Genomic DNA, 22633 nt, shown 5'->3' with positions numbered 1-22633 from the left:
CTAGGACAGCGCGGAGTCACTGACCGGCAGTTTCACAATAAAGCGACTCCCTCGCGGATGGTTGCCTTCTACCCAAACCAACCCGCCATGACCCTCGACAATGTGTTTCACGATAGCCAGTCCGAGTCCGGTGCCGCCCAATTCACGTGATCGAGCCTTATCGACACGGTAAAACCGCTCGAAGACCCGTGGCCGGTCCGTTTCAGGGATGCCGATGCCCGAATCCGAGACACGCACTTCGAGGGCTTCTTCGATCGGGGGTGTACGGTGGTCGGAGGCCAATCGGAGAGCGACGGTGATCGCGCCCCCATCCGGGGTGTACTTCACCGCGTTGTCGAGGAGATTGATAAACACTTGGACCAGGCGGTCTTCATCCCCGACAATTAACGGCACTTGATCGGGCAAACTGACGCCGACCGTATGCTGTTTCTTGTCGGCGAGCGGCTTGATGAACGCGACGGTGCGCTCCAGCACGGACCGGAGATCCACGGGGTCTTTTCGCAGCAGCACCTGACCGGATTCGATTTGTGACAATTGCAGCAGATCGTCGAGAATCAGATTCAGCCGATTGCTCTGCCGCAGGATGATGTCGAGAAACTGCGCGGCGGTGTCGGGGTCGTCCTTTCCGCCGTCGATCAGCGCTTCGACATAGCCTTTGATAGAGGTGAGCGGTGTGCGCAGTTCATGCGACACGTTGGCGACAAAATCTTTGCGGATCTTCTCGAGCCGCCGCAGTTCGGTCATATCGTGAAAGACCAGCACCACACAGGCTTCATTTTCGAGCCGCCCGCCCGCCATGGAGGCCTCAATCCGCAGGCAGCGGCCGCTGGGGAATAGAATAATTTCATTGCCTTCTCCGGTCCGGGTCTCCAGAACCCTGGACACGAGTTCGCTGAGCCCCTCGTGTCGAACGACTTCTCCGTAGGGCCGGCCGCGCCAGTCGTGGCGGCCAAGCGAGAACATGCGCTCGAGCGCGGGATTGACCTGAAGAATCACGCCGCGGTAGTCGAGCACCATGATGCCTTCGATCATGGCACTCAACATGGCCAGTAATTGCGCGCGGTCCTCCGAGACTTCTTTAATCTTGGATTCCAACTCATCGGTCATATGATTGAGGGTTTGGGCGAGAAAGCCGACCTCATCGCGCGAGGCAATATGAATCCGGACGCCGGGCGTGCCGCCGGCCAGTTGTCGCGCGACGGACGTCATTTCGGCGAGCGGCTTGGTGATGCTTCTGGCCAGGATAATGCTCAACGATAAGGCCGCTAGAAAAGCAATGCCGAAGGCCACGGCCAAGTCCTCCTGGATGTGGCGGATATGGTCTTCCATGGTCGTGAGCGGATATCCGACCCGCACGATAGGGAAGGCGACCCCTCCACGCGGCTGCTCCATCGCCAACGCGATATAGAATGTCCGTTCTCCGGTTGTATGGCTGGCTCGAATATCGGCGCCGCGCCCGGCATCCAGAGCCTGCTTGATCTCGGGCCGCGATCGGTGATTGTCGAGGCGGGCGAGTTCGGCGGCAGTGACCGAGCTGTCGGCGAGGACGGTCCCGTCGGCGGCGACCACCGTCACCCTGATATGTGCTTTGTCGCTCAGTTCCGTGATCGCGGCTTGCAGGGCTGGTGAGTCGACGGACGGTAAACCGGTCTCATTGAAGAGCGGGCGCAGCGCATGCGCGATGAGATTACCACGGGTGTCGAGCATGTCGGTCACTCGTGTCAGCTCGGATTCCTCGACCGAACGGATCGCCAGCCATCCGGCCACCGCCAATCCCAGAATGACGGCTGCCAGCGTGCCGAGGGCGACCTTCCATCGAATGGAAAGGTTCATGGAGAGGCGTCGGAGTCGCGGAGCTTGTACCCGAGTGATTTGACCGAAACGATGGCGTCGTTGAGAAGCGGGATCTTTTGTTTGAGCCGCCGAACATGGACATCGACGGTCCTGGTCGTGCCGTAATAGTCATAGCCCCACACGGCGTTCAACAAGACATCGCGTGTCAGCACGCGGCCCACGTTGCGCACGAGATGTTCCAGCAGCCCGAACTCCTTGGCCGTGAGCGGAACTTCGCGATCCCGCACCCGCACTTCATGGCGCGAAAGGTCGATCACGAGAGATCCGTACTGGTGGACCGACTGGGCCTCGTTCGCGCTGCGGTCCATTCTTCGAAGCAAGGCCTTCACGCGCGCGACCAAAGCCTTGGGGCTGAATGGTTTGGTGACATAGTCATCGGCCCCCAACTCCAAGCCGATCACCGTATCCGATTCCTCGGCTTTCGCGGTCAGCATCAGAATCGGGATCATAGCCGTGTCCTGATTGAGCCGTATTTTCTTGCACACTTCGAGGCCGTCCATCTCCGGCAACATCAAATCGAGGATGATCAAATCCGGCCGCTCTTCCTTCACCAGCTTGAGCGCATGGACGCCGGTTCCGGCCGTGCTGATGCGGAATCCTTCTTTCTCCAAATAGAGGCTCACGAGGTGAAGAATATCCGCCTCATCTTCCACGATCAGGATTTTCTTATTCGCGATCCGCGACATGGCGCGATTGTGGCATAGCGGAGGCGGAAGGCTCAACCCCGGACGGGAGCAGGGGAAAGGATGAATGTTGACGAGAAGGGCGGGTCTGACGTAAGGTGAAACTCTGCGGCTGTTTTCAAGACGCGACGGTAGGGAGATCTACGACCCATGAAAATCTATCTGGCTAATCCTCGGGGTTTCTGCGCGGGAGTGGACCGTGCGATCGACATCGTTGATTTGTCGCTGAAGAAATACGGAGCTCCTATCTATGTCCGGCATGAGATCGTCCACAGCCGGCATGTCGTCAACTCCTTGCGCCAGAAAGGCGCCGTCTTCGTGGAAGAGCTGAACGAAGTGCCGGAAGGCTCGGTCGTGATATTCAGCGCCCATGGCGTGGCCAAGTCCGTCTGGGAAGAAGCGCAAAGCCGCCGGTTGCATGTCATCGATGCGACCTGCCCTCTCGTCATCAAAGTCCATAACGAAGTCAATCGAGACTATACCCAGGGGTATGAGCTCATCCTGATCGGCCATGCCGGGCATCCGGAAGTGATCGGCACCTTGGGGCAGATCCCGGACAAGTTCCATCTGGTCTCTTCGGTGGAAGACGTGGAAAAGCTGCAAGTGGGAAAGACGCCCAATCTTTCCTATGTCACGCAGACGACGCTCAGCGTGGATGAATGCCGCGATATTGTCGGCGCATTGCACCGGCGATTTCCGAATATCAAAGGTCCTCATCAGGAGGATATCTGCTACGCGACTCAAAATCGGCAGAATGCCGTCAAGACCTTGTCGAAATTGGTCGATGTCATTTTGGTCATCGGGTCGCCCAACAGTTCCAATTCAAATCGGCTGCGCGAACTCGGCGAGCATTGCGGTATTCCTTCCTATCTCATTGATTCCGCTGCGGACATCAATCCCGCCTGGTTGACCCGTGCAAGAGCGGTCGGGATCACGGCCGGCGCCTCGGCGCCGGAGGTTTTGGTCACCGAAGTCGTGGCATATCTCAAAGAGTTGGGATCTTGCGAAGAAGTCGAAGATTTAACCGTGGTCGAAGAGGATGTTGAATTCCTTCTCCCTAAGGAACTGGTCACGATCGAGTCGGCGTCCCGCGCCGCTGCCCCAACCTCCTAAATCGGCTTCTCTCCCCTTAGGTCATTTCCTCCATATATAGGGGATCATTTTTGATTATCCCCCATACCCGGTGTTTTTCTTTGCTTTCCCATGGGCTCTATGCTAGAAGTGGCCCCGCCGTCGCTCCTCTCCCAACTCGTCTCATCCCTGGAGGTGCATCGTGTATCTAAAGTCATTGGAAATGCTGGGTTTTAAGTCCTTTGCCGAGGCGAAGATCCAATTTCCCAAGGGTATTACGGCGATCGTGGGTCCGAATGGCAGCGGCAAAAGCAACGTGGTCGACGCCATTCTCTGGGTCCTGGGGGAACAAAGCACGAAGACTCTCCGCAGCGAGCGAATGGAAGACGTGATCTTTAACGGGACCGAGTTACGCAAACCATTGGGGATGTCGGAAGTGTCGTTGATCATCGGAGGGCTGGCCGATTTGCGATTGGACGTCGTGGCCGGCATGCCGAGCCAGCTGGGAGAGTATCAGGAGCTCATGATCACGAGACGGCTGTACCGAAACGGGGACAGTGAATACCTCATCAATAAGACGGCCTGCCGGCTCAAGGACATTCGAAGCGTATTGATCGAAACCAGGGCTGGGACCAAGGGCCATACGGTGATTGAGCAGGGACGCATCGACCAAATTCTCAATGCCTCGCCGCAGGACCGGCGCGAATTGATCGAGGAGACCGCCGGCATCGTCCGCTACAAGAAGCAAAAAGCCGAAGCGCTGCGCAAGCTTGACGCAACCCAGCAGAACCTGCTGCGCGTCCGCGACATCATTGTCGAAGTGAAAAAACAATTGAACTCGCTGGAGCGGCAGGCGCGACAGGCCAGGTCGTTTCAAACCTTGCAACAGGAAGCGCGAACGGTGGAGATCGAGCTGTTGACGCGAGACTATCGCCTGTACCGGGCGAGACTGAATGAGGTGGACACCGAGGTGGAGGGTCTCGAAACACAGGAAGCGCAACGATTGGCTGAACAAGCCCGTCTCGACGGCGAACACGAGGAAGCCCGTCTCCGTATTACCGACATGGGCGAAGCGATCAGCCGAGTGCGGGAAGAATTAGGGCAGGCCGAACAGCAACAGGCGCAAGCCCTGGCCGCCGGTCAACTGGAGCGCAGCAGGACCGAATTATTCGATCAGCAGCGAACGCAGGCGTCGCACGAGCTGACACGCCTGGCGGAAGAGCAGGAGCAGGCGAATCGCGAAGTGGAAGATCTTCGAACCAGATTGGCACAGATCGACGAGGAAACGGCGGGACAGGAACAGCAGTTCACGACGCTTGATCGGGCGGTGCAGGCGCTGGCGTCCCAGCGGGCGGCCGCGGTAGCCGAGGAGGAGCGGGGGCGCCATGACATCTTGAATCTAACCGTCCTCGTGGCGAATACCGAGCAGGGACTTAGTCAAATCGCGACGCGGTTGGAAGAAACAGCGCAGCGCGAAGAACGGGCGGCTCGTGAACGGGACGAATTGGAGCGGGTCTTGGTCGCTCTGAGCGATCAGCAGGAAGCGCTGGTCAGCCAGCGGATCGAGGTGAGGGAACGGATCACGTCGCTCACCGATCGGCGGAAAGAAATCCATTCGGCGCTTGAGCAGACGACGGCACGCATCGGTCAACTGGAACAACAGGTTACAGAGCAATCGACGGACTTGGCCGCCACCGATTCCCGGTTGCAGGCGATCCAAGGTGTCGTGCGCGAAGAAATGGGGTATGGCCGCGAAGGGCAGGAAGAAGGGACGGCTCTGCGCGCGTGCGAGGGTGTGCAGGACGCAGTGGCCGAATGGCTGGAGATTCCGCCCGGTCTTGATCGCGCCGTCGAAGCGATTCTCGGCGAGCGGGTCAGAGGCTGGCTTGTCGACGAGCCGGCAGCCGCCTGCCGCGCCGTTGAGTTTTTAAAAGGCCAAGAGTTGGGGCGGGGCTCTTTCATTCCCCGACAACTCCGGTGGAACGAACAACGGAGCGAGGGGGTCCAACCTTGGTGGAACGGGATCGCGCAGGAAGCCGGTGTCGTCGGCCGCGCCGTAGATCTGATCCGAACTCGTGACGGATTTACTGCGGCGGTGCCCTATTTCTTCGAGGGTGTCGTGCTCGTCGATCGGCTGGATATTGCCCTATCATTATGGGAACGCCACCAATGGGCGGCGCCGGACGGTCCGACCTTGGTGACCCTATCCGGAGAGATCGTGGATGCGGCCGGTGTGATTACCGCCGGGTCGAGCAGTGAGAACGAGGGACTACTTCAGCGCCGCCGCGAGGTGCTGGAATTGGAGGCTCAACGGGATAGGTTGAGCATGGCGCTCCAAGAAAGCAAGCAACTGCGCGAAGAATCCGTCGCGCAGGCGGCGACGTTGCGCGAGGACGAGCGGCATACGGCGCAAGCCCTTCGTGAAGCGGAACTGCTGGAACTTTCCGTTCAGAAGGATGAAACGGGAGTGGATCATCAGCGCGTCGAATTGAGGCGGCGCGCCGACGTCCTGGCCGACGATCTGAGGGCGTGCGGGCAGGACCGGCTTCGGTTGGAGCAGGAATTGAAGTCGGGCCGCGGGCAATTGGCGCAATGGATCGCCGAAAAAACCGGGCAGGAAACGATATTGACGCAAGCGCGGGCCCGATTGGGCGACATGGAACGGGATATGTCTGCGAGGCAGCAACAACACACCGAAGCTCGCTTGATGCTGGAGAATTTGCGGTCCCGCGGCGAGCACGGCCGCGCGGACCTGAACCGACTGCTTCAGGAGCAACAGGCGGCCGGCAGCCGAGTGGCTGTGCTGGAGGACCAGTTGGCCACGTTGACGGCCGCGATCGAAGAAAGCCGCCGGGAATCGGCTCGGCAGGATTCGCTCTGCCAGGAATACGGCGTGACGGTTCATCGCATCAAGTCGGATCTCGTTGCGGCGCAGGAGCGACAGGCCGACGAGATGACCTTGATTCAAAAACTGGAACAGGCTTTAGCCGAGACACGCCATGCGCTCTCGGCGATCAGAGACAGCCGGATGGCGGTGGAAGTGCGGCGTGCGGAAATCAAGACACACCTCTCGACTCTGGAAGGCACGCTGACGGGCACCTATCAGATGGATACGACGCTGTTGGCGGGCGGGCCGGTTTCCGTCCAAACAGAAGCCGGTGGCGGCGCACCATCGGAGGAGGCACATCGCTTTGCGGACACGGCCACGGAAGAATTGCGAGAGCAATTACGCAAGGTTCGCGAGCGATTGGATCGCATGGGCGCGATCAATCTTGCGGCCATCGAAGAGCATCGGGAGTTGGAGGAGCGGTACGGATTCTTGACGGCACAGGAACAGGATCTCTCGAATTCCATCGCTTCGTTGAAGGAAATTATCCAGCGCATCAATCGGACGACGAAAGAAATGTTCATCTCCACCTTCAATGAGCTGCAGCAAAAGTTCGGCGAAGTCTTCACGCAGTTTTTTCCTGGCGGCCGCGCCGAACTGCAGCTCGTCGAAGAGCAGCCGGAAGAAGGGGCCGAGCAAGGATCGTCCGGGGAACCGGGTGTGGACATCGTGGCGCAACCGCCGGGCAAGCGCCTCAAAAGCATCACGATGCTTTCGGGCGGAGAGAAGACTCTCACCGCCATGGCGCTCCTGTTCGCCAGTTTTTTGATTCGCCCTACGCCCTTCTGCATCCTGGACGAGATCGACGCGCCCTTGGATGAGGAGAACATCGGGCGATTCACCACCGTTCTCCGTGAACTCTCGAGCGGAGCGCAGTTCCTCGTCATCACGCATAACAAGCGAACAATGGCCATGGCCGATTCATTATTCGGCGTGACGATGGAAGATCCGGGGGTGTCGAAACTGATCTCGGTGAAGCTCGCGGACCTTCAGCCTGCTTAGTAGGCGGGCAAAAACGCGAATACTTTAGAGAGCTTACCTTGCCGCTTGCTTGACTTGCCCACCCTTGTCTGTTATAAGCCGTGAGAATGTGGGATGTAAGATTACTAGGTCTTGCTGCATAGAGGCTGATGGAGCAGTCTCGATCATCTTTCCTGCCGCCTTCGTCTGAATCACGGAACAATATCATGCGGCTGATCAAATCGTTGATGAATCGTCTGTCCGATAGCCCGCTCGTGTCGGTGTCCAACCGAATCATGGCGGCCAGCGGGCTCACCGCGCCTCGTCTGATTTGGGGATTCGGCACCTCCGTGCCGTCGCCGCAAACCGATGCGCCGTCGCGCCGTGCCACCAATCATACCGGACAGCTCGATGCCATTGACGAAGCGATTCATAAGAGCCAAGCCTGGTTCCTGGCTCGGCAGAACCAGGCCGACGGCTATTGGGTGGCGGAGCTGGAAGCCGATACGACATTGACATCCGAGTATTTGATGCTGCGCCGTTTCATGGACCGGGTCGAGCCCGAACTCGAGCGAAAAGCCGTGCGCTATTTGAAATCCGCGCAGCTGTCCGACGGCGGATGGCCCATTTATTACGGCGGCCCCTCGGAAATCAGCGCATCGGTCAAGGCCTATTTTGCGTTGAAGTTGTCGGGCGTGTCGGCTGACGAACCGTTCATGATCAAAGCCAAGCAATGCATCCTCGCGAAGGGCGGCGTCGTGGCGGCCAACGTCTTTACGAAGATCACCTTGGCCTTGTTCGGGCAATACGATTGGCGCGGTGTTCCGAGTATGCCGCCCGAGATCATGCTGTTGCCCAAACGGTTCTATTTCAGCATCTATGCCATTTCCTATTGGTCCCGAGCGGTCCTCATCCCGTTGCTGATTGTCTTCGCGCATCGCCCGCTGTGCCGTATTCCGGATGAACAGGGCATCAGCGAGCTGTACACCGTGCCGCCGGACCGGATCAACTATCGCGCGGTCCCGCCGTTCCAGAAGGACCGGGCCTGGTTCACGCCGCGCAATTTCTTCATCAACCTCGACGCGCTGTTGAAGATTTATGATCGAACGCCGGTCGCTTCGGTGCGTAAGCATGCGCTCGAGAAGGCGGCGCGATGGATGATTGAGCGGCTCAAGGGAACCGGCGGGCTCGGCGCAATTTATCCGGCCATGGCCAACTCGGTGATGGCGCTCCTGTGCCTGGGGTATAAGGCGGACGATCCCTTGGTCCTTAAGGCATTGCGTGAAATCGAAGAACTCGAAGTGCACGATACGGTGTATGAACATGGGCAACGGGTTGAGGCGATGCACCTCCAGCCCTGCGTGTCTCCCATTTGGGATACTTCGCTGCTGATCAATGCATTGATCGAGGCGGGGATGCCGCAGGACCATCCGGCATTGCTGAAAAGCGCCTCATGGCTTCTCTCCAAGCAGACGACGACGATCGGTGATTGGAAGATTTCATCGCCTGCCGCGGAACCAGGCGGCTGGTATTTTCAGTTCGAAAATGAGACCTATCCCGATGTGGACGATTCGGCCGTCGTGCTCATGGCGCTGGCCAAGGTCCGCATGCAGGATGATTCGGCCTTGAAATCTGCCATCGCGCGCGGGTGCCGGTGGGTTGTCGCCATGCAAGGATCCGACGGCGGATGGGGCGCGTACGACAAAGATAACAATCGCATCGTGTTTAACTATATTCCGTTCGCCGACCATCGAGCCTTGCTGGATCCGAGCACGGCCGATTTGGCCGGTCGCTGCCTCGAGATGCTGGCGACACTGGGATACGATCACCGGCATCCGGCCGTGGCACCGGCGCTGACATTTTTAAAGCAGGATCAGGAAGAAGACGGGAGCTGGTACGGACGGTGGGGCGTCAACTATATTTATGGAACCTGGTCCGTGCTCGCCGGGCTTCGGGCGATCGGTGAGGATCCGGCGTCGCCTTACATTCGGAAGGCGGTGCACTGGCTCGAATCCAAGCAGAATCAGGATGGAGGATGGGGGGAATCGTGTCTCTCCTATGGCGACCTCGCGCACAGCGGCAAGGGGGAGAGCACACCGTCCCAGACCGCCTGGGCTCTGCTCGCGCTGATGTCCGCGGGGGTCTACGATTCATTTAGTCTGGCGCGCGGCATCCATTATCTGCTGCGCCATCAGACCGCGGACGGATCGTGGGAGGAAGTCCGCCATACCGGCACCGGATTTCCACGCGTGTTTTATCTTCGCTACCATTGGTATTGCCAGTACTTCCCATTGTGGGCTCTCGCCATGTACCGCAACATCAGGACTCGCGGGAAAACTAAAGCTGATGAGTTACGTCAGCAGGCCTGCGAATCGGGGCGCTATCGATCCGAGTGATCGCTCGCGTCCCGTTGCGGATTCCATTTTTTCATCCCCTCCCGGGTGAACCGGTGAAACCGATCGGAATTTTTGCTGCCACCAGATGGGAGATTAACGCTGTTCTTGAGGCTCTCCCGTCCCATGATATGCGGTCGGTGAACGGGGTGCAGTATTGGGCCGGCAACTGCGGTGACATTCCCTGTTGGGTCGTTCGAACCGGTATCGGTCCACGGAAGGCCGAAGAAACCGCCCGAGCGATCCTGACGGTTGGCCCGCTTTCCGCGATCATCTCCACCGGCTTCGTTTGTGCCTTGAATGAAGCGCGCGTCGGCGATGTACTAATCGGAACCGAGATCGTCCGTCAGTCCTGCACCGGATACGATCCGGTGTATTCCTGTGACCTCGAATTGACCACGGAGGCGATTCACGCGGCACAGGAGTCGGGGGTGGAGCATGCGCCGGGGCGATTTGTCTCGGTGGAACAGGTGGTATGCCGTGGCGATCAGAAGCGAGCCCTGGCTCAATCAACTGCCGCCATAGCATTGGACATGGAGAGCGCTGCGCTGGCTTTGGTGGCCCGTGAGGCGACTCTTCCCTTTGCCGCCATTCGAACCGTATCCGATGGCAGGGATGAAGATCTGCCCCTCGATTTCAATCTCTTCCTGCGGCCAAGCGGATGGATCGCGGGCGCCATGGCCTGTCTATCGCATCCGTCGAGCTTCACCGGGTTGTCACGGCTGCGGGCTCAAAGTCGGATAGCTGCGAAGCAGTTAAGCCGGTTCCATCAATGTTATGTGGGCGCATTGGCCGCGGCCCGGCGCTAGAGGAGGGACTTACTGTGCCGTGGATTGCAAAGATAGGCCGCGTCACGCTCCGTTACATCGAGGAGATGGGGCGGATGTTGCTCTTCCTTCTGTCGTCCTTCGCCTGGCTCGTGCGCCCTCCGGTGCGATTCTTCCAAATGATCAAACAGCTTCACTTTATCGGATATAAATCCACCTTCGTCGTCGTCTTGACTGCGGTGTTCACCGGTATGGTCCTGGGCTTGCAGGGATACTACACGTTACGGAAATTCGGCTCCGAAGCGGTGCTCGGCTCGGCCGTGGCTCTGAGCATCATTCGGGAACTGGGGCCGGTGTTGGCCGCGCTCATGGTAACGGCACGGGCCGGATCGGCCATGACGGCGGAAATCGGCATTATGCGTATTACCGAGCAGATCGACGCGCTCGAGACCATGGCCATCAATCCGCTGCAGTATCTGATTGCGCCGAAATTGGTAGCCAGCCTGATCGGGGTGCCTCTGCTGGTCGCGCTGTTCGACGTCGTGGGAATCTATGGAGGCTACCTTGTCGGAGTCAATCTGCTCGGCGGCAACGCGGGGGCCTATTGGAGTTCGATCGAATCGGCCGTCGAGTGGAAGGATGTCTACGGCGGGATCTGGAAATCCGTCAGCTTCGGGCTTCTCATCAGTTGGATCTGTTGCTACAAAGGCTTCTATACGAGGCAGAGTGCGGAAGGACTGGGCACGGCCACGACGGAAGCCGTAGTTTTGTCGTCGGTCATGGTTCTGGTGTGGGACTATTTCCTGACCTCCGTGCTCTTGTAACTCATAATTGAAAATTCAGAACCCAGTACTTGGACGTGCATTGTGATCAAGCTTGTCGGTCTCCAAAAGACGCTCGGCGGCCAACAGGTGCTTCGCGGTTTGGATCTCACCATTCCAGCGGGCCAGTTGACCACCATCATCGGGAAGAGCGGCAGCGGGAAGAGCGTCCTGCTGAAGCACATGATCGGGCTGATGCATCCGGATCGCGGCGAAGTGTGGATCGACGGCACCGAGATCGCGCGACTCAGGGAGCCGGCCCTCAACGAAGTCCGAAAGCGATTCGCGATGCTGTTTCAGAGCGCCGCGCTGTTCGACTCCTTTACGGTGTTTGAGAACGTCGCCTTTCCTTTGCGCGAAAAGCTGCACCTGAAAGGCGCCGACGTAACCAGGCGGGTCGAGGAAAAACTGGAGCAGGTCGGTTTGGCCGGAATGGGCCATAAATTCCCCGCCGAGTTGAGCGGCGGCATGAAGAAGCGCGCCGGGCTGGCGCGTGCATTGGTCATGGATCCGGAAATCGTACTGTTCGACGAGCCGACAACCGGCTTGGATCCGCTGTTGGCCAAGTCAATTCATGATCTGATTGTCGCCACGCAGAAGAAATTCGGATTTACCGCCGTGATGGTCAGCCATGAAATTCCGGAAGTCTTCGCGATTTCGGATTGGGTCGCCATGTTGCTGAACGGAAAGATCGTGACCATGGCCCCCGCCGCCGAGTTCGTCCGCACGAAGGATGAAGAGATCCAGGAATTCATCACGGCCGGGGGAACGATCAGCTTGGAGGGCGTGATGGCCAAAACTCGGGAGAGGAGTTGAGCATGGAACGGGCAAAGCTGGAGCTGGTGGTGGGGGTCTTCGTGTTGGTCGGTCTCGCCTGCCTCGCCTATCTATCCATCAAGTTGGGCAAGCTGGAAGTCATCGGCGGAGACAACTATGTCGTCGAGGCGGAATTCACATCCGCCTCCGGGCTGAAATCCGGCGCCTCGGTGGAGATCGCGGGCGTGGAAGTCGGTCGCGTCAAGGGCATCATGCTGCGCGGCGACCGCGCGATCGTGAATCTTGCAATTCAAGAAGGGGTGAAGCTGTTTACCGATTCGATCGCGTCCATTAAGACACGCGGCATCATCGGCGACAAATATGTGGCGCTCTCGGTCGGCGGTGGCGGCGATCCACTCAAAGAGGGTGAAAAGATCCGCGACACGGAATCGGGGCTTGATCTAGAGGAACTGGTCAGCCAGTATGTGCACGGCAAGGTGAATTAGGATAAAGGGGGCGGGGATGGATGGGACGATCGACGCCAATCCGGCAAAATCGATAGCGGCTGGGCTTCGCCGCCATGTGGTGCGGCTGGTTCTCGCATACCTCCTGCTGGTCGGCCTGATGCCGGCGGATGTTTTCGCCGCGACCGCTACGGACGCGGTGCGGGCCACGATTGATGAAGTCTTGCGTATCCTCGGTGACAAGGACCTGAAGCAGCCGTCGCGCGCCCAGGAGCGCCGCAAGCTGCTCGAAAAAACCGTCGGAGCGCGGTTCGATTATCAGGAAATGTCGCGGCGATCGTTGGGCGCGCCATGGAACCAGTTGGCCGACAAAGACAAGCACGAGTTCGTGGATCTGTTTCGCACGTTGCTGACCAATACCTATGCCGACCGGGTGGAATCCTATTCCGGCGAAGGGGTGCAATACTTAAACGAGCGGATGGAGAAGGACTACGCCGAAGTGCGCACGAAGATCCTGTCAGGCAAGACGGAAATCCCGATGGATTATCGGCTCATGAATAAGAATAGTGACTGGCGTGTCTATGATGTGGTGGTCGACGGCGTCAGTCTGGTCAATAATTATCGGGGACAATTTTCGAAAATCCTCCGCACCTCGTCCTATCCCGAACTCGTCGACCAGCTTCGCAAGAAGTCCGACAAAATCAAATCTCCGTAATCCTTGTGGGCCGTCGTGATCCGTCGTAGGAGCCATGCAGCATAGACACGTGTTTGTACTCCGTGTGCTGGTGGCGTGCGCGTGGGTCCTCTCGCTCTGCGCCCCAGAGAATGCCGTGGCGGATACGCAATATTTCCCCATTCCATCGGTTTCGACCAGCCGGAACGACGGCAATGATGTCGGGCTCATCGTGCCGATTCTGCACAGCGACCAGGACGGAGAGTTGAAAAACCTCTTTGCCCCCATGCTGATCCAAAATTCGATTGTCGGGACGCGCGGAGCGTTGAATTGGTTCCATTATGAGCCGGGCAATCGCCAGTTGCGGGTAATTGCGTCACTCACGGAGCGAATCGAACGGAAATTGGTATTCAGCTATATGGATCCCGCATTCAGCAATGGCCGGTATTCCTTGAACCTCGGCGCGCAGTTCTTTAAGAATGCGACCTCCCGATTTTTCGGCCTCGGCGAGAGAACGGTGGAGGCGAACGAGACCAACTACACGGCGCGGGAGATTCGGGCGGATTGGCGCTTCGGCGTGCATGTCAACGAGGTGACGCAGATCTCGGTGGGACAGCGGTTCCGCCAGGTGCGGCTTGAGCGTGGCGCGACGGATCTGCCGTTCACCAAGGAAGTGTTTCCCGATGTCCCCGGAGTGCAGGGGGAAGCGGTGATCTTTGGACATCGGGCCACGTTCTATTACGATACCCGCAACAGCCTGGTCACTCCGACGGAGGGCATGGCGGTCACCGCCTACGCCGAAATCAATCAGAATGTCAGGAACGGGGATCATCCCGTGTATTCGCGCTATGAAATTGAAGTAAAGAGACTTTTTCCTAGTGAATCAAAACGTGCCGTATTGGTCGTTCGCGGCGACCTTCAAGCCACGCTCGGGACCGATGTACCGTTTTATGAACAGTCGTCGCTGGGCGGGCAAAATAATCTTCGCGGCTTCGGGCAGGACCGGTATATCGACAAGCATCTGATTGCGTTCAGCGTCGAAGAGCGCATTCATATGTTGCGCACGAAGATCGCAGGAGTCACGGCGGATTTTGAGATCGCGCCTTTTCTCGACACCGGCCAGGTTTTCAATTCCTATAACGATCTCAGTTTCAAAGATTATCGGATGACGCCCGGCATAGGATTTCGGGGAATTGTACGGCCCAATGTCGTCGGTAGAGTGGATTATGGCTATAGTCGTGAAGGCGGAGCAATTTTCGCCGGCCTCGATTTCCCTTATTAGCTGCCCTCTGTGACCCGCCGTGCACGCTCGTGTATCGCATGGTTGGAAGCTGATCTTGTCGGTCGGGTTTTTCGGCGCCCTGTCGCTCAGCCTGCCGTGGTCGGCGAGCGCCGACGGCGCCGGGCCCTTTCCCGTGCGGAATTTTCAGGCGCTCAATCTGTTGGTCATGGCCATGCCGGGGGAACGAGCGGAGGTCATCAAGAAAGGCGCGTTCGATTTCAGGCTGGAGTTGGCGGAAACCGCCAATATCGCGCGGGATGAAACAGATCAAGCCGTGGCCAGGATGAAGTTCGAAACGATGCGCACGGGAGCGTTTTTCCGGTACGGCATCACCGATCGATTCGAGGCGGCGCTGGAGATTCCGGTGATTTACCGCTGGGGCGGTTTTATGGAGGGGGCGATCGTCGGGGTCGAAAATGCCACGACCGGCGAGGCCCCAGCCCGGACAGCCTTGAAGGATTTTGGATATGTCTTCGACGTGAGAACGGGAGATCGGACATTATTCGCTGGGCGGGAGGGGCAGGTCGGACTTGGGGATATCTCCTTCTACGGCAAGTATCAAATGCTGCGGGAAAGCCATACCATGCCGGCCATCTCTCTGCGGATCGGAGTGAAAGCGCCCACCGGCAATGCCAGCCAGGTATTCGGAAGCGGGCATCCGGACGCCGGGATCGGCCTGGCTATGGAGAAGACCATGGGATCGCAATTCATCCTTTATGGCAATATCAACGGCGTGTTTCCGACCGGCCGCATCGCGGGGTTGCCGCTCCATCCGGTAGTCAGCGGCATTGCGGCCGTGGAGTATCTCTGGTCTCATGCGCTCTCGTTCACGGCTCAATTCGATTATTATTCGTCCCCGTACCATGGGACCGGGACGCAGGTGCTCAATAAAGGAGTCACCGAGGTCGCTGCCGGGTTCAGCTATCGGTTCACGCGGAATTTGCTCTGGCAAGTGTATGGGATTGAAAATCTCGATTTCATCAGGGGCAGCGCCGCTGATTTTACGGCCGCGACGCTGGTGACGTTTCGATTCGGATCGTAATCCAAGGATGGCGATATCGAATCACGTGGAACCAGCACACAGGGCTCAGGCCGTACGTGAACCCACTAGAGTCCGCGAGGCGCCGAACCTCCTGTTAAGGCAACGGAATACTTGACATTGCCATATGTCTATGTGAGACTGTGGAAATTGGACGAACTTCTATCGCTGCTTCGCCGAGCCCTGCGCAAAACTACCACATCTCGTACGCTCTGGTTTATTCACCAAGGAGATCGCAATGTCATTGTTGAAGACCATACATAGCCCCGCTGATTTAAAGCGGCTTTCTCCGGAGCAATTTCCCGCGCTCTGTCAAGAAATTCGCGAACAAATCATCTCTGTGGTCTCCAACGTAGGAGGCCATCTTGCTTCGAATCTCGGCGTGGTTGAGTTGACGGTGGCGCTGCATTACCTCCTGGACACTCCGAAAGACAAGATCGTGTGGGATACGAGCAATCAGGCCTACACGCATAAGCTCCTCACGGGCCGGCGGGAACAATTCCATACGTTGCGCCAATATGGAGGACTGAGCGGGTTCTGCAAGCGCGAAGAGAGCGTCTATGACACTTTCAATGCGGGCCATGCCGGGACCGGGGTGTCGGCGGCCTTCGGGATGGTCGCGGCGCGCGAGCAAATGAAAGAGAAGTACAAGGTGCTGTGCGTCGTCGGTGACGGGGCGATGACGGCCGGAATGACCTTGGAAGGACTGCACCATGCCGGCGGGGCCAATAAAGATTTTCTGGTGATTTTGAACGACAATCAGATGTCTATCTCCAAGAACGTGGGCGCAATATCGGCCTATCTGAACCGAACCTTCACGGGTGAATTTTACGCCCGCGTCCGCGAGGAAACCGGACAACTGCTGAGAAAGATCCCGCACATCGGGTTTGAAATGGAAAAGATCGCCCGGCGCGCCGAGGAGTTGGCCAAAGGAGCCATTCTGCCCGGCCTGCTCTTTGAAGAATTGGGTTTCCAATATGTCGGCCCGATCGACGGCCATAATTTTGAACATTTGCTGCCTACATTCGAAAATGTGCTCAAGATGAAGGGCCCGGTTCTGTTGCATGTGATCACCAAGAAAGGCTTGGGCTATGAGCCGGCGATCGCCAACCCGGTCTGGTTCCATGCCTGCCCCTCGTTCATCCGCGAAACAGGGGTGCCGGCCAAGAAATCGCCTCGTCCGACGTACACCGCCCTGGCGGTCGATACGCTTGTGAAGCTCGCAAAGCAGGACAAGCGAATTGTCGCCATTACCGCTGCGATGTGTGAAGGAACGGGACTGAACGCGTTCGAGAAAGTGTTTCCCGACCGTATCTATGATGTGGGCATCGCCGAACAGCATGCCGTAACATTCGCGGCGGGGTTGGCTGCGCAAGGGATGCGACCCGTGTGTGCTCTGTACTCGACTTTCCTGCAACGCTCCTACGATCAGGTCGTTCACGATGTCGCGACGCAAAACCTTCCGGTCACCTTTTGTATCGATCGGGGCGGACTGGTGGCCGAGGATGGAACGACCCATCACGGAGCGTTCGACTATGCTTTTCTCCGGCATGTCCCGAACATGGTCGTGATGGCGCCCAAGGACGAAAACGAACTGCAGCATTTGATTAAGACCGCATTCACGTACGATGGCCCTGCATCGGTCCGCTATCCTCGGGGCGTCAGTCTCGGAGTCCCGATGGATGAGCAGCCGGCGGCCGTCCCGGTCGGAAAAGGCGAGTTGTTGCGGGACGGCAGCGATGTCGTCATCGTATCGATCGGCGTCACCACATGGCCGGCGAACAAAGCGGCGGAGCGGCTGGAAGAAGAAGGTATTTCGACCGCCGTGATCAATGCGCGGTTCGTGAAGCCGTTGGATCGAGAACTGATCGTCGAAGTTGCGAAACGGGTTCGGTATCTGGTGACAGTCGAAGAGGGAGCCAAGATGGGCGGTTTCGGATCGGCTGTTCTGGAGGCGATTTCCGACGAAGGGCTCACGCACCTTCGCACGAAGATTCTGGGTCTGCCGGACTGGTATATTGAGCAGGGACCTCAAGATCTGTTGAGAGAACGATACGGGCTGACGGCCGAAGGCATCTATGATAGCGTCAAGGAATTGCTGGGCAAGTCCCCCGTCTCCGCCGACAAGTGGTCCGCCTTCGCCGGTGGAGCGATCCACGGTGATGAGCAGGGAAGCTGACGCGAAGCGAATGTGGAATGAGGAATGAGGAATAGGATAGAAAGCGGAAAAGGGCAGAGGCGCCTGTAAAGAATCATGCATATTACACGTCGAGCGACGAGACAGATTCAAGTGGGACCCGTGAAGATCGGCGGCGGCGCACCGGTCTCAGTGCAGTCGATGTGTTCGACGGATACCCGTGATGTCGCGGCAACGGTGGAACAGATCAAGCAGCTTGAAGCGGTGGGCTGTGAAATTATTCGCGTAGCGGTGCCGGATGAGGAAGCGGCTGCCGCCTTGCCGAAGATCAAGGCGCAGATGTCGGTGCCATTGATCGCCGACATCCATTTTGATCACCGGCTCGCGTTGAAAGCCGCTCAAATCGTCGATTGCGTGCGAATCAATCCCGGGAATATCGGCGCCTGGTGGAAAGTTCAGGAAGTGCTGAAGGCGGTGAACGAGCGCGGCATTCCGCTGAGAGTCGGCGTCAACGGCGGCTCATTGGAGCGGCCGCTGCTCGATAAATACGGATGGCCGTCACCGGAGGCTCTGTCTGAGTCGGCGCTCAACGCCGTGCATGCGCTCGAAGACGAAGGCTTCACGAACATGAAAGTGTCGCTCAAGGCCTCCGACGTGCATCACGCGATCGACGCGTACTGGCTCTTTTCTCACCAATCCAATTATCCACTCCATATCGGCATTACCGAAGCCGGCACCGCGATGACGGGGGCGGTCAAGTCGGCCATCGGGCTCGGGTGGCTGTTGTCCTCGGGAATCGGCGACACCTTGCGCGTGTCCTTGGCGGCCGATCCGGTGGAAGAAGTGAAAGTCGGTTTTGAAATTCTGAAGTCGCTGGAACTCCGGCATCGCGGGATCAATGTGATTGCCTGCCCGACCTGCGGGCGGGTCGAGATCGACGTCGTGCGGATGGCCAATGAACTGGAAAAGAAGCTGGGCCATATCAAGACTCCGCTGAACGTGTCCGTATTAGGGTGTGTCGTCAACGGCATCGGGGAAGGCAAAGAGGCGGACATCGGCATCGCGGGCGGGGAAGGCAAAGGCATTCTCTTCAAGAAGGGCAAACTGATGCGCAAGGTGCCTATGGAAGAACTCATGGACACTTTGATTCAGGAAGTCGAGATTCTCGCCAAGGAAAAAGAAGCCGAGGCCGGCGCGCCGGACAGCGTACCGGCACAGGAGAACGGCCATGGAGAAACAGGCTGGGAGCCGATCGGCCATGCTCCTGATGAGAATTCGACGATCGTGCGGGACATCCCGGTACTGCCGACCCAGCGGTAAGTCTTCCAGTCAAGGTCACGCCGCATTTCGTTTTCGTTATTTCTCGTCCGTACGTTCCTGATGGTTGAGTTCTGCAAGCTCCCCCTTTTATAATCCGATTGTCTATCCTTCCAGTGGCGCCGTACCCAAGTGGCTAAGGGAGCAGTCTGCAAAACTGCGATGCGGCGGTTCGAACCCGCCCGGCGCCTCCACACCTTGCTTGCCCCGACTCGGAGCCCTTCTCATTAGTCTTGGCGACGGAATAAACGCCGCTTCATACCACCAGAGTTGTGCATGTCGTTCCGGTGCGTGCTCGCCGAACTGTTGTAGCTCGCGGACAATCGGCTGCGGCTCCCCCCAGCCCCCACATCAGAATGCGGGGGTTTCCGATCTGCCGCTGCCTGTTGCGACAGCCACCGGCAGTCGGACCTGGCTCGATTGTTCGCCACGCACACCAGTACGGCTCGCCCGCAATGTCACTCCACGTACAACTCTGGTGCATCGCGTTCTACCGCTTTTTCACAGACCGTTACGAAGGAAGTAGATAAGCAGCTGGGAAGGCGTCCATTCACCGATCTTAATTTTTTGTGGACAGTGGTACAGCTGAAGGCCGAGGGACATTCTATTCGAGCCATCGCTGAGGCCGTGAAGGTGTCTAAATCCTTTGTCCATAAAACCTGTCAAAACCATCCCTCAAAAAGCCTCGAATTTTTCGCGTGAAATTAGTATATTTACGCTGTCCTTTTAATAGAACATTACTGGACAGCTAATAAATACTACTATAACCAACAAATGTCGAACTATGATTTCAAGACGCTTTCAAGCCATGACTTTGAAGAATGCGTCAGGGACTTGTTGCAAGTCGAATTGAAACTGAGACTAGAGTCTTTTAAGGCGGGGCGAGATCAGGGCATTGATCTTCGTTATTCGACGGAGCAGAGGGTTTTTCCTTCAAAAACACTTATCGTACAGTGTAAGCACTACGCTGAGTCGGGATTTTCTCGACTCTGTCGTGATCTAAAGGACAAAGAGTATTCAAAGATAGAGAGAATCAAACCCTCGCAGTACATCATCGCGACATCTGTCTCCCTGAGTCCATCCCAAAAGAACCAAATCATTGAAATATTGAAACCCTTCTGCCGAGGGACTCAAGACGTGTACGGCAGAGAAGATCTTAATAATCTTCTACGCCAACATCCGGAGATTGAAAGAAAGAACTTTAAATTATGGTTGTCTAGTGAAGCAGTCCTTAGCCGTATCATTCATAGCACTATTTACAATCAGACCGAGGTCGACCTAGAGAACATTAAGCAAAAAATAAAACTCTATGTCCAAAATGAAAGTTTCTTCCGAGCCCAGGAGATACTTGACGAATTGCACTATTGCATCATTGCGGGGATCCCGGGAATCGGCAAGACGACCCTGGCTGAGATACTACTAGTCCACTACTTGAGTATCGGCTATGAGCCTTTAAAAGTAACGAATGATATTGCAGAAGCCTTTAAGGTGTTGGAACAAGGGAAGCGGCAAATTTTTTACTATGATGACTTTCTGGGCCAAACATCGTTGGGCGACAAGTTGCATAAGAACGAGGATGACAATCTTCTTCGGTTCATAGACATGGTCCAGAAATCAAAGAATACAAGGTTGCTGCTTACGACCCGCGAATACATCCTCGCTCAAGCTAAACAAGTCTATGAGAAACTCTCCAGGTCTAACATGGATTACAAGAAATGCGTGATTGACCTTTCAGACTATAAAAGATCTCACCGTGCAAAGATTCTTTATAACCACGTTTATTTTTCAGGCCTAAAACCCCATTATCTAGCTGATCTGCTAAGGGATCGGCGGTATATGAGAATAATTGGACATCCCAATTTTAATCCTCGCATCATCGAGTGGATGACCAGCTACGTAGAAGCACACGGCATAATGCCGAGGGAATATTACACGAAGTTCATGTATACGCTTGATAATCCATCAAAGCTTTGGGAGCACGCATTCGAAAGCCAGCTCTCGCATGCTGCCAGACACATATTGATCGTGTTGTCTAGTATGCCGAGCCAAGCATCATGGGAGGATGTCCAGAAGGCCTTTACCGGTCTGCACAGTGCACGCGCAAGCCAATATCGGTTTTCCATCTCGCCAATGGATTACAAGAGAGCCATGAAAGAGTTAGAGGGGAATTTTATTAACCTGAGCAAAGTTGGGGAGACCATTTTAGTAAGGTATCACAACCCATCGATAAAGGACTTCATCATAGCGTACCTGAAAGAAAACTTAGACGTATGTGCCGCACTAGTGAAGTCGTGTTGTTTCTTTACACAGGTAATGGAACTATGGGGTTCAACCGCTAACGCTAAAGAAGAAAATGGTCTCCGTAGTACCCTAATAAAATTGGGCAATGAGATGGTAGACGCCGTGGACCGGCTCTTTTGCTCTTCAGATTGCACTTTGACAAAGCAAACGACATATGACAGCGCGGGAGCAAGCGAACGCATGCAAGCCAGCCCTATCCCCTGGGAGAGACGGTCAATACACGCCCTCGATATCTCACGACATCTCAACGAAGACGGCCTGAGAGAACGAGTAATTGAGGCAATGATAGAGTTGATGCCTCGTAAAGGAACTTCGTTAAGCTATCTGCTGAATTATATAGCTAAGCATGAAATCCCTGTCTCACAAAGTTTCATAGAGACAACAAAACAAACATTGCTCCAAGCCTTGATGAAAAACCACGAGTTTTTGAGATTAGATGACTTTGACCTTGCCATCGAGTTTTCTGAGCTTTTTTCTTCAGCGGTGTCCAAAGAAGAATTCGAAGAAATCCGAAAGGATTTTAAGGACGCATATAATGCTATCGTAGATGGAGACCTGTCTGATTTAGTTTATGATACAGACAGTATTAGACAGTATGCCGATCAGCTGAGCTCCATTGGTGAAAAACTGAATGTCGATGTGGACGCCGCTTGCGATCAGATCAGAGAAACTGCAGACGAGATTGATGCGAGACACGCAGAAGAGCCGAACTATAACGACGATGACTGGAGGGGAGCAGCATCGGAACTAGAAATGGGCACGGATGAACAGATCCATTCGATGTTCGATAGCCTCCGTTAGGATAGTCGTGCATGGCTCAGGTGTGAAAGCTAGAACTTAAACTGACAGTCAGGTAGAGTCCTCCCTCTTTCGAAAGGAGCGAGGACAATGACGACGGAGCAGAAGATCATCAAGGCCAAAGTCGGCGTGTTGGAACTGGCGAAGCAGCTCGGTAATGTCTCCAAAGCCTGTCAGCTGATGGGGTATAGCCGAGATAGTTTCTATCGGTTCAAAGAACTCTACGACACGGGCGGCGAGGCCGCCCTCCAAGAGATTTCGCGACAGAAACCCCTCCTCAAGAATCGGGTGGCGCCTGAAGTGGAGCAGGTGATTGTGCAGATGGCCATTGAGCAGCCGGCTTGGGGGCAGGCCCGCGTGGCCAATGAACTGCGCAAGCAGGCCCTGACGATTTCCCCGGCGGGCGTGCTGTCAAGGGTCACCCAAATTT

Annotated in this window: 15 protein-coding genes, 1 tRNA gene and 1 pseudogene; 15 read left to right on the top strand and 2 right to left on the bottom strand. The window is 56.6% G+C overall.

What is annotated here, in order from left to right; translation table 11 throughout:
• Entirely contained in the window at positions 1-1209 is a 1209-nt protein-coding gene (gene pnpS, locus ACWGXE_RS18450) for a two-component system histidine kinase PnpS (RefSeq protein ID WP_447603797.1), read from the bottom strand.
• Between the two features lie 620 nt (positions 1210-1829).
• The gene (locus ACWGXE_RS18445) at positions 1830-2540 is read right to left on the bottom strand and encodes a response regulator transcription factor (protein WP_447599488.1); all 711 of its coding nucleotides are present in this window, start codon (positions 2538-2540) and stop codon (positions 1830-1832) included.
• Between the two features lie 147 nt (positions 2541-2687).
• Between ACWGXE_RS18445 and ispH the strand changes: the two genes are divergently transcribed.
• From ispH to ACWGXE_RS18370, 15 genes and pseudogenes are all read left to right on the top strand, one after another.
• Entirely contained in the window at positions 2688-3650 is a 963-nt protein-coding gene (gene ispH / locus ACWGXE_RS18440; protein WP_447599487.1) for a 4-hydroxy-3-methylbut-2-enyl diphosphate reductase, read from the top strand.
• A 160-nt stretch (positions 3651-3810) separates the two neighbouring features.
• Complete coding sequence (gene smc, locus ACWGXE_RS18435) at positions 3811-7497, top strand: chromosome segregation protein SMC (RefSeq protein WP_447599486.1); 3687 nt, start codon at positions 3811-3813, stop codon at positions 7495-7497.
• Positions 7498-7682: 185 nt separating this feature from the next.
• Positions 7683-9851, top strand: coding sequence for a squalene--hopene cyclase (gene shc / locus ACWGXE_RS18430; protein ID WP_447599485.1), 2169 nt, complete (start codon positions 7683-7685; stop codon positions 9849-9851).
• Positions 9848-10657, top strand: coding sequence for a 5'-methylthioadenosine/S-adenosylhomocysteine nucleosidase family protein (locus ACWGXE_RS18425; protein WP_447599484.1), 810 nt, complete (start codon positions 9848-9850; stop codon positions 10655-10657). The genes shc and ACWGXE_RS18425 overlap by 4 nt, the downstream gene beginning before the upstream one ends.
• Positions 10658-10722: 65 nt before the next feature.
• The gene (locus tag ACWGXE_RS18420) at positions 10723-11439 is read left to right on the top strand and encodes an MlaE family ABC transporter permease (protein ID WP_447603795.1); all 717 of its coding nucleotides are present in this window, start codon (positions 10723-10725) and stop codon (positions 11437-11439) included.
• A 42-nt stretch (positions 11440-11481) separates the two neighbouring features.
• Positions 11482-12252 (top strand): ABC transporter ATP-binding protein, encoded by a 771-nt coding sequence (locus ACWGXE_RS18415; protein WP_447599483.1) that lies wholly within the window; start codon positions 11482-11484, stop codon positions 12250-12252.
• Positions 12253-12254: 2 nt separating this feature from the next.
• Positions 12255-12698, top strand: coding sequence for an outer membrane lipid asymmetry maintenance protein MlaD (mlaD, locus tag ACWGXE_RS18410; protein WP_447599482.1), 444 nt, complete (start codon positions 12255-12257; stop codon positions 12696-12698).
• 16 nt (positions 12699-12714) lie between these two features.
• Entirely contained in the window at positions 12715-13371 is a 657-nt protein-coding gene (locus ACWGXE_RS18405) for an MlaC/ttg2D family ABC transporter substrate-binding protein (RefSeq protein WP_447599481.1), read from the top strand.
• Between the two features lie 34 nt (positions 13372-13405).
• Entirely contained in the window at positions 13406-14611 is a 1206-nt protein-coding gene (locus tag ACWGXE_RS18400) for a BamA/TamA family outer membrane protein (protein ID WP_447599480.1), read from the top strand.
• Positions 14612-14666: 55 nt separating this feature from the next.
• Positions 14667-15653, top strand: coding sequence for a DUF3187 family protein (locus tag ACWGXE_RS18395; RefSeq protein WP_447599479.1), 987 nt, complete (start codon positions 14667-14669; stop codon positions 15651-15653).
• Between the two features lie 235 nt (positions 15654-15888).
• A complete protein-coding gene (gene dxs / locus ACWGXE_RS18390) occupies positions 15889-17829 on the top strand; it encodes a 1-deoxy-D-xylulose-5-phosphate synthase (protein ID WP_447599478.1) in 1941 nt (646 codons plus the stop codon).
• A 75-nt stretch (positions 17830-17904) separates the two neighbouring features.
• Entirely contained in the window at positions 17905-19107 is a 1203-nt protein-coding gene (gene ispG / locus ACWGXE_RS18385; RefSeq protein WP_447599477.1) for a flavodoxin-dependent (E)-4-hydroxy-3-methylbut-2-enyl-diphosphate synthase, read from the top strand.
• A 115-nt stretch (positions 19108-19222) separates the two neighbouring features.
• Positions 19223-19298, top strand: a tRNA-Cys gene (locus ACWGXE_RS18380).
• Between the two features lie 580 nt (positions 19299-19878).
• The gene (locus ACWGXE_RS18375; protein WP_447599476.1) at positions 19879-22206 is read left to right on the top strand and encodes an nSTAND3 domain-containing NTPase; all 2328 of its coding nucleotides are present in this window, start codon (positions 19879-19881) and stop codon (positions 22204-22206) included.
• A gap of 87 nt (positions 22207-22293) precedes the next feature.
• Positions 22294-22617, top strand: a pseudogene (locus ACWGXE_RS18370) (helix-turn-helix domain-containing protein); the annotation flags it as partial.
• Positions 22618-22633 lie beyond the last annotated feature (16 nt).

The sequence above is a fragment of the Nitrospira sp. Nam80 genome (assembly GCF_965152575.1).
Note: the sequence above shows the minus strand (reverse complement) of the source record. Positions and strands in the feature narration are given on the sequence as shown.

Coding starts and splice junctions, on each gene's coding strand:
- ACWGXE_RS18405 (WP_447599481.1), top strand. CDS start 12,715: ATGGATGGGACGATCGACGCCAATCCGGCAAAATCGATAGCGGCTGGG.
- ACWGXE_RS18445 (WP_447599488.1), bottom strand. CDS start 2,540: ATGTCGCGGATCGCGAATAAGAAAATCCTGATCGTGGAAGATGAGGCG.
- dxs (WP_447599478.1), top strand. CDS start 15,889: ATGTCATTGTTGAAGACCATACATAGCCCCGCTGATTTAAAGCGGCTT.
- ACWGXE_RS18375 (WP_447599476.1), top strand. CDS start 19,879: ATGTCGAACTATGATTTCAAGACGCTTTCAAGCCATGACTTTGAAGAA.
- ispH (WP_447599487.1), top strand. CDS start 2,688: ATGAAAATCTATCTGGCTAATCCTCGGGGTTTCTGCGCGGGAGTGGAC.
- shc (WP_447599485.1), top strand. CDS start 7,683: ATGCGGCTGATCAAATCGTTGATGAATCGTCTGTCCGATAGCCCGCTC.
- ispG (WP_447599477.1), top strand. CDS start 17,905: ATGCATATTACACGTCGAGCGACGAGACAGATTCAAGTGGGACCCGTG.
- ACWGXE_RS18400 (WP_447599480.1), top strand. CDS start 13,406: ATGCAGCATAGACACGTGTTTGTACTCCGTGTGCTGGTGGCGTGCGCG.
- pnpS (WP_447603797.1), bottom strand. CDS start 1,209: ATGACGTCCGTCGCGCGACAACTGGCCGGCGGCACGCCCGGCGTCCGG.
- mlaD (WP_447599482.1), top strand. CDS start 12,255: ATGGAACGGGCAAAGCTGGAGCTGGTGGTGGGGGTCTTCGTGTTGGTC.
- ACWGXE_RS18420 (WP_447603795.1), top strand. CDS start 10,723: ATGGGGCGGATGTTGCTCTTCCTTCTGTCGTCCTTCGCCTGGCTCGTG.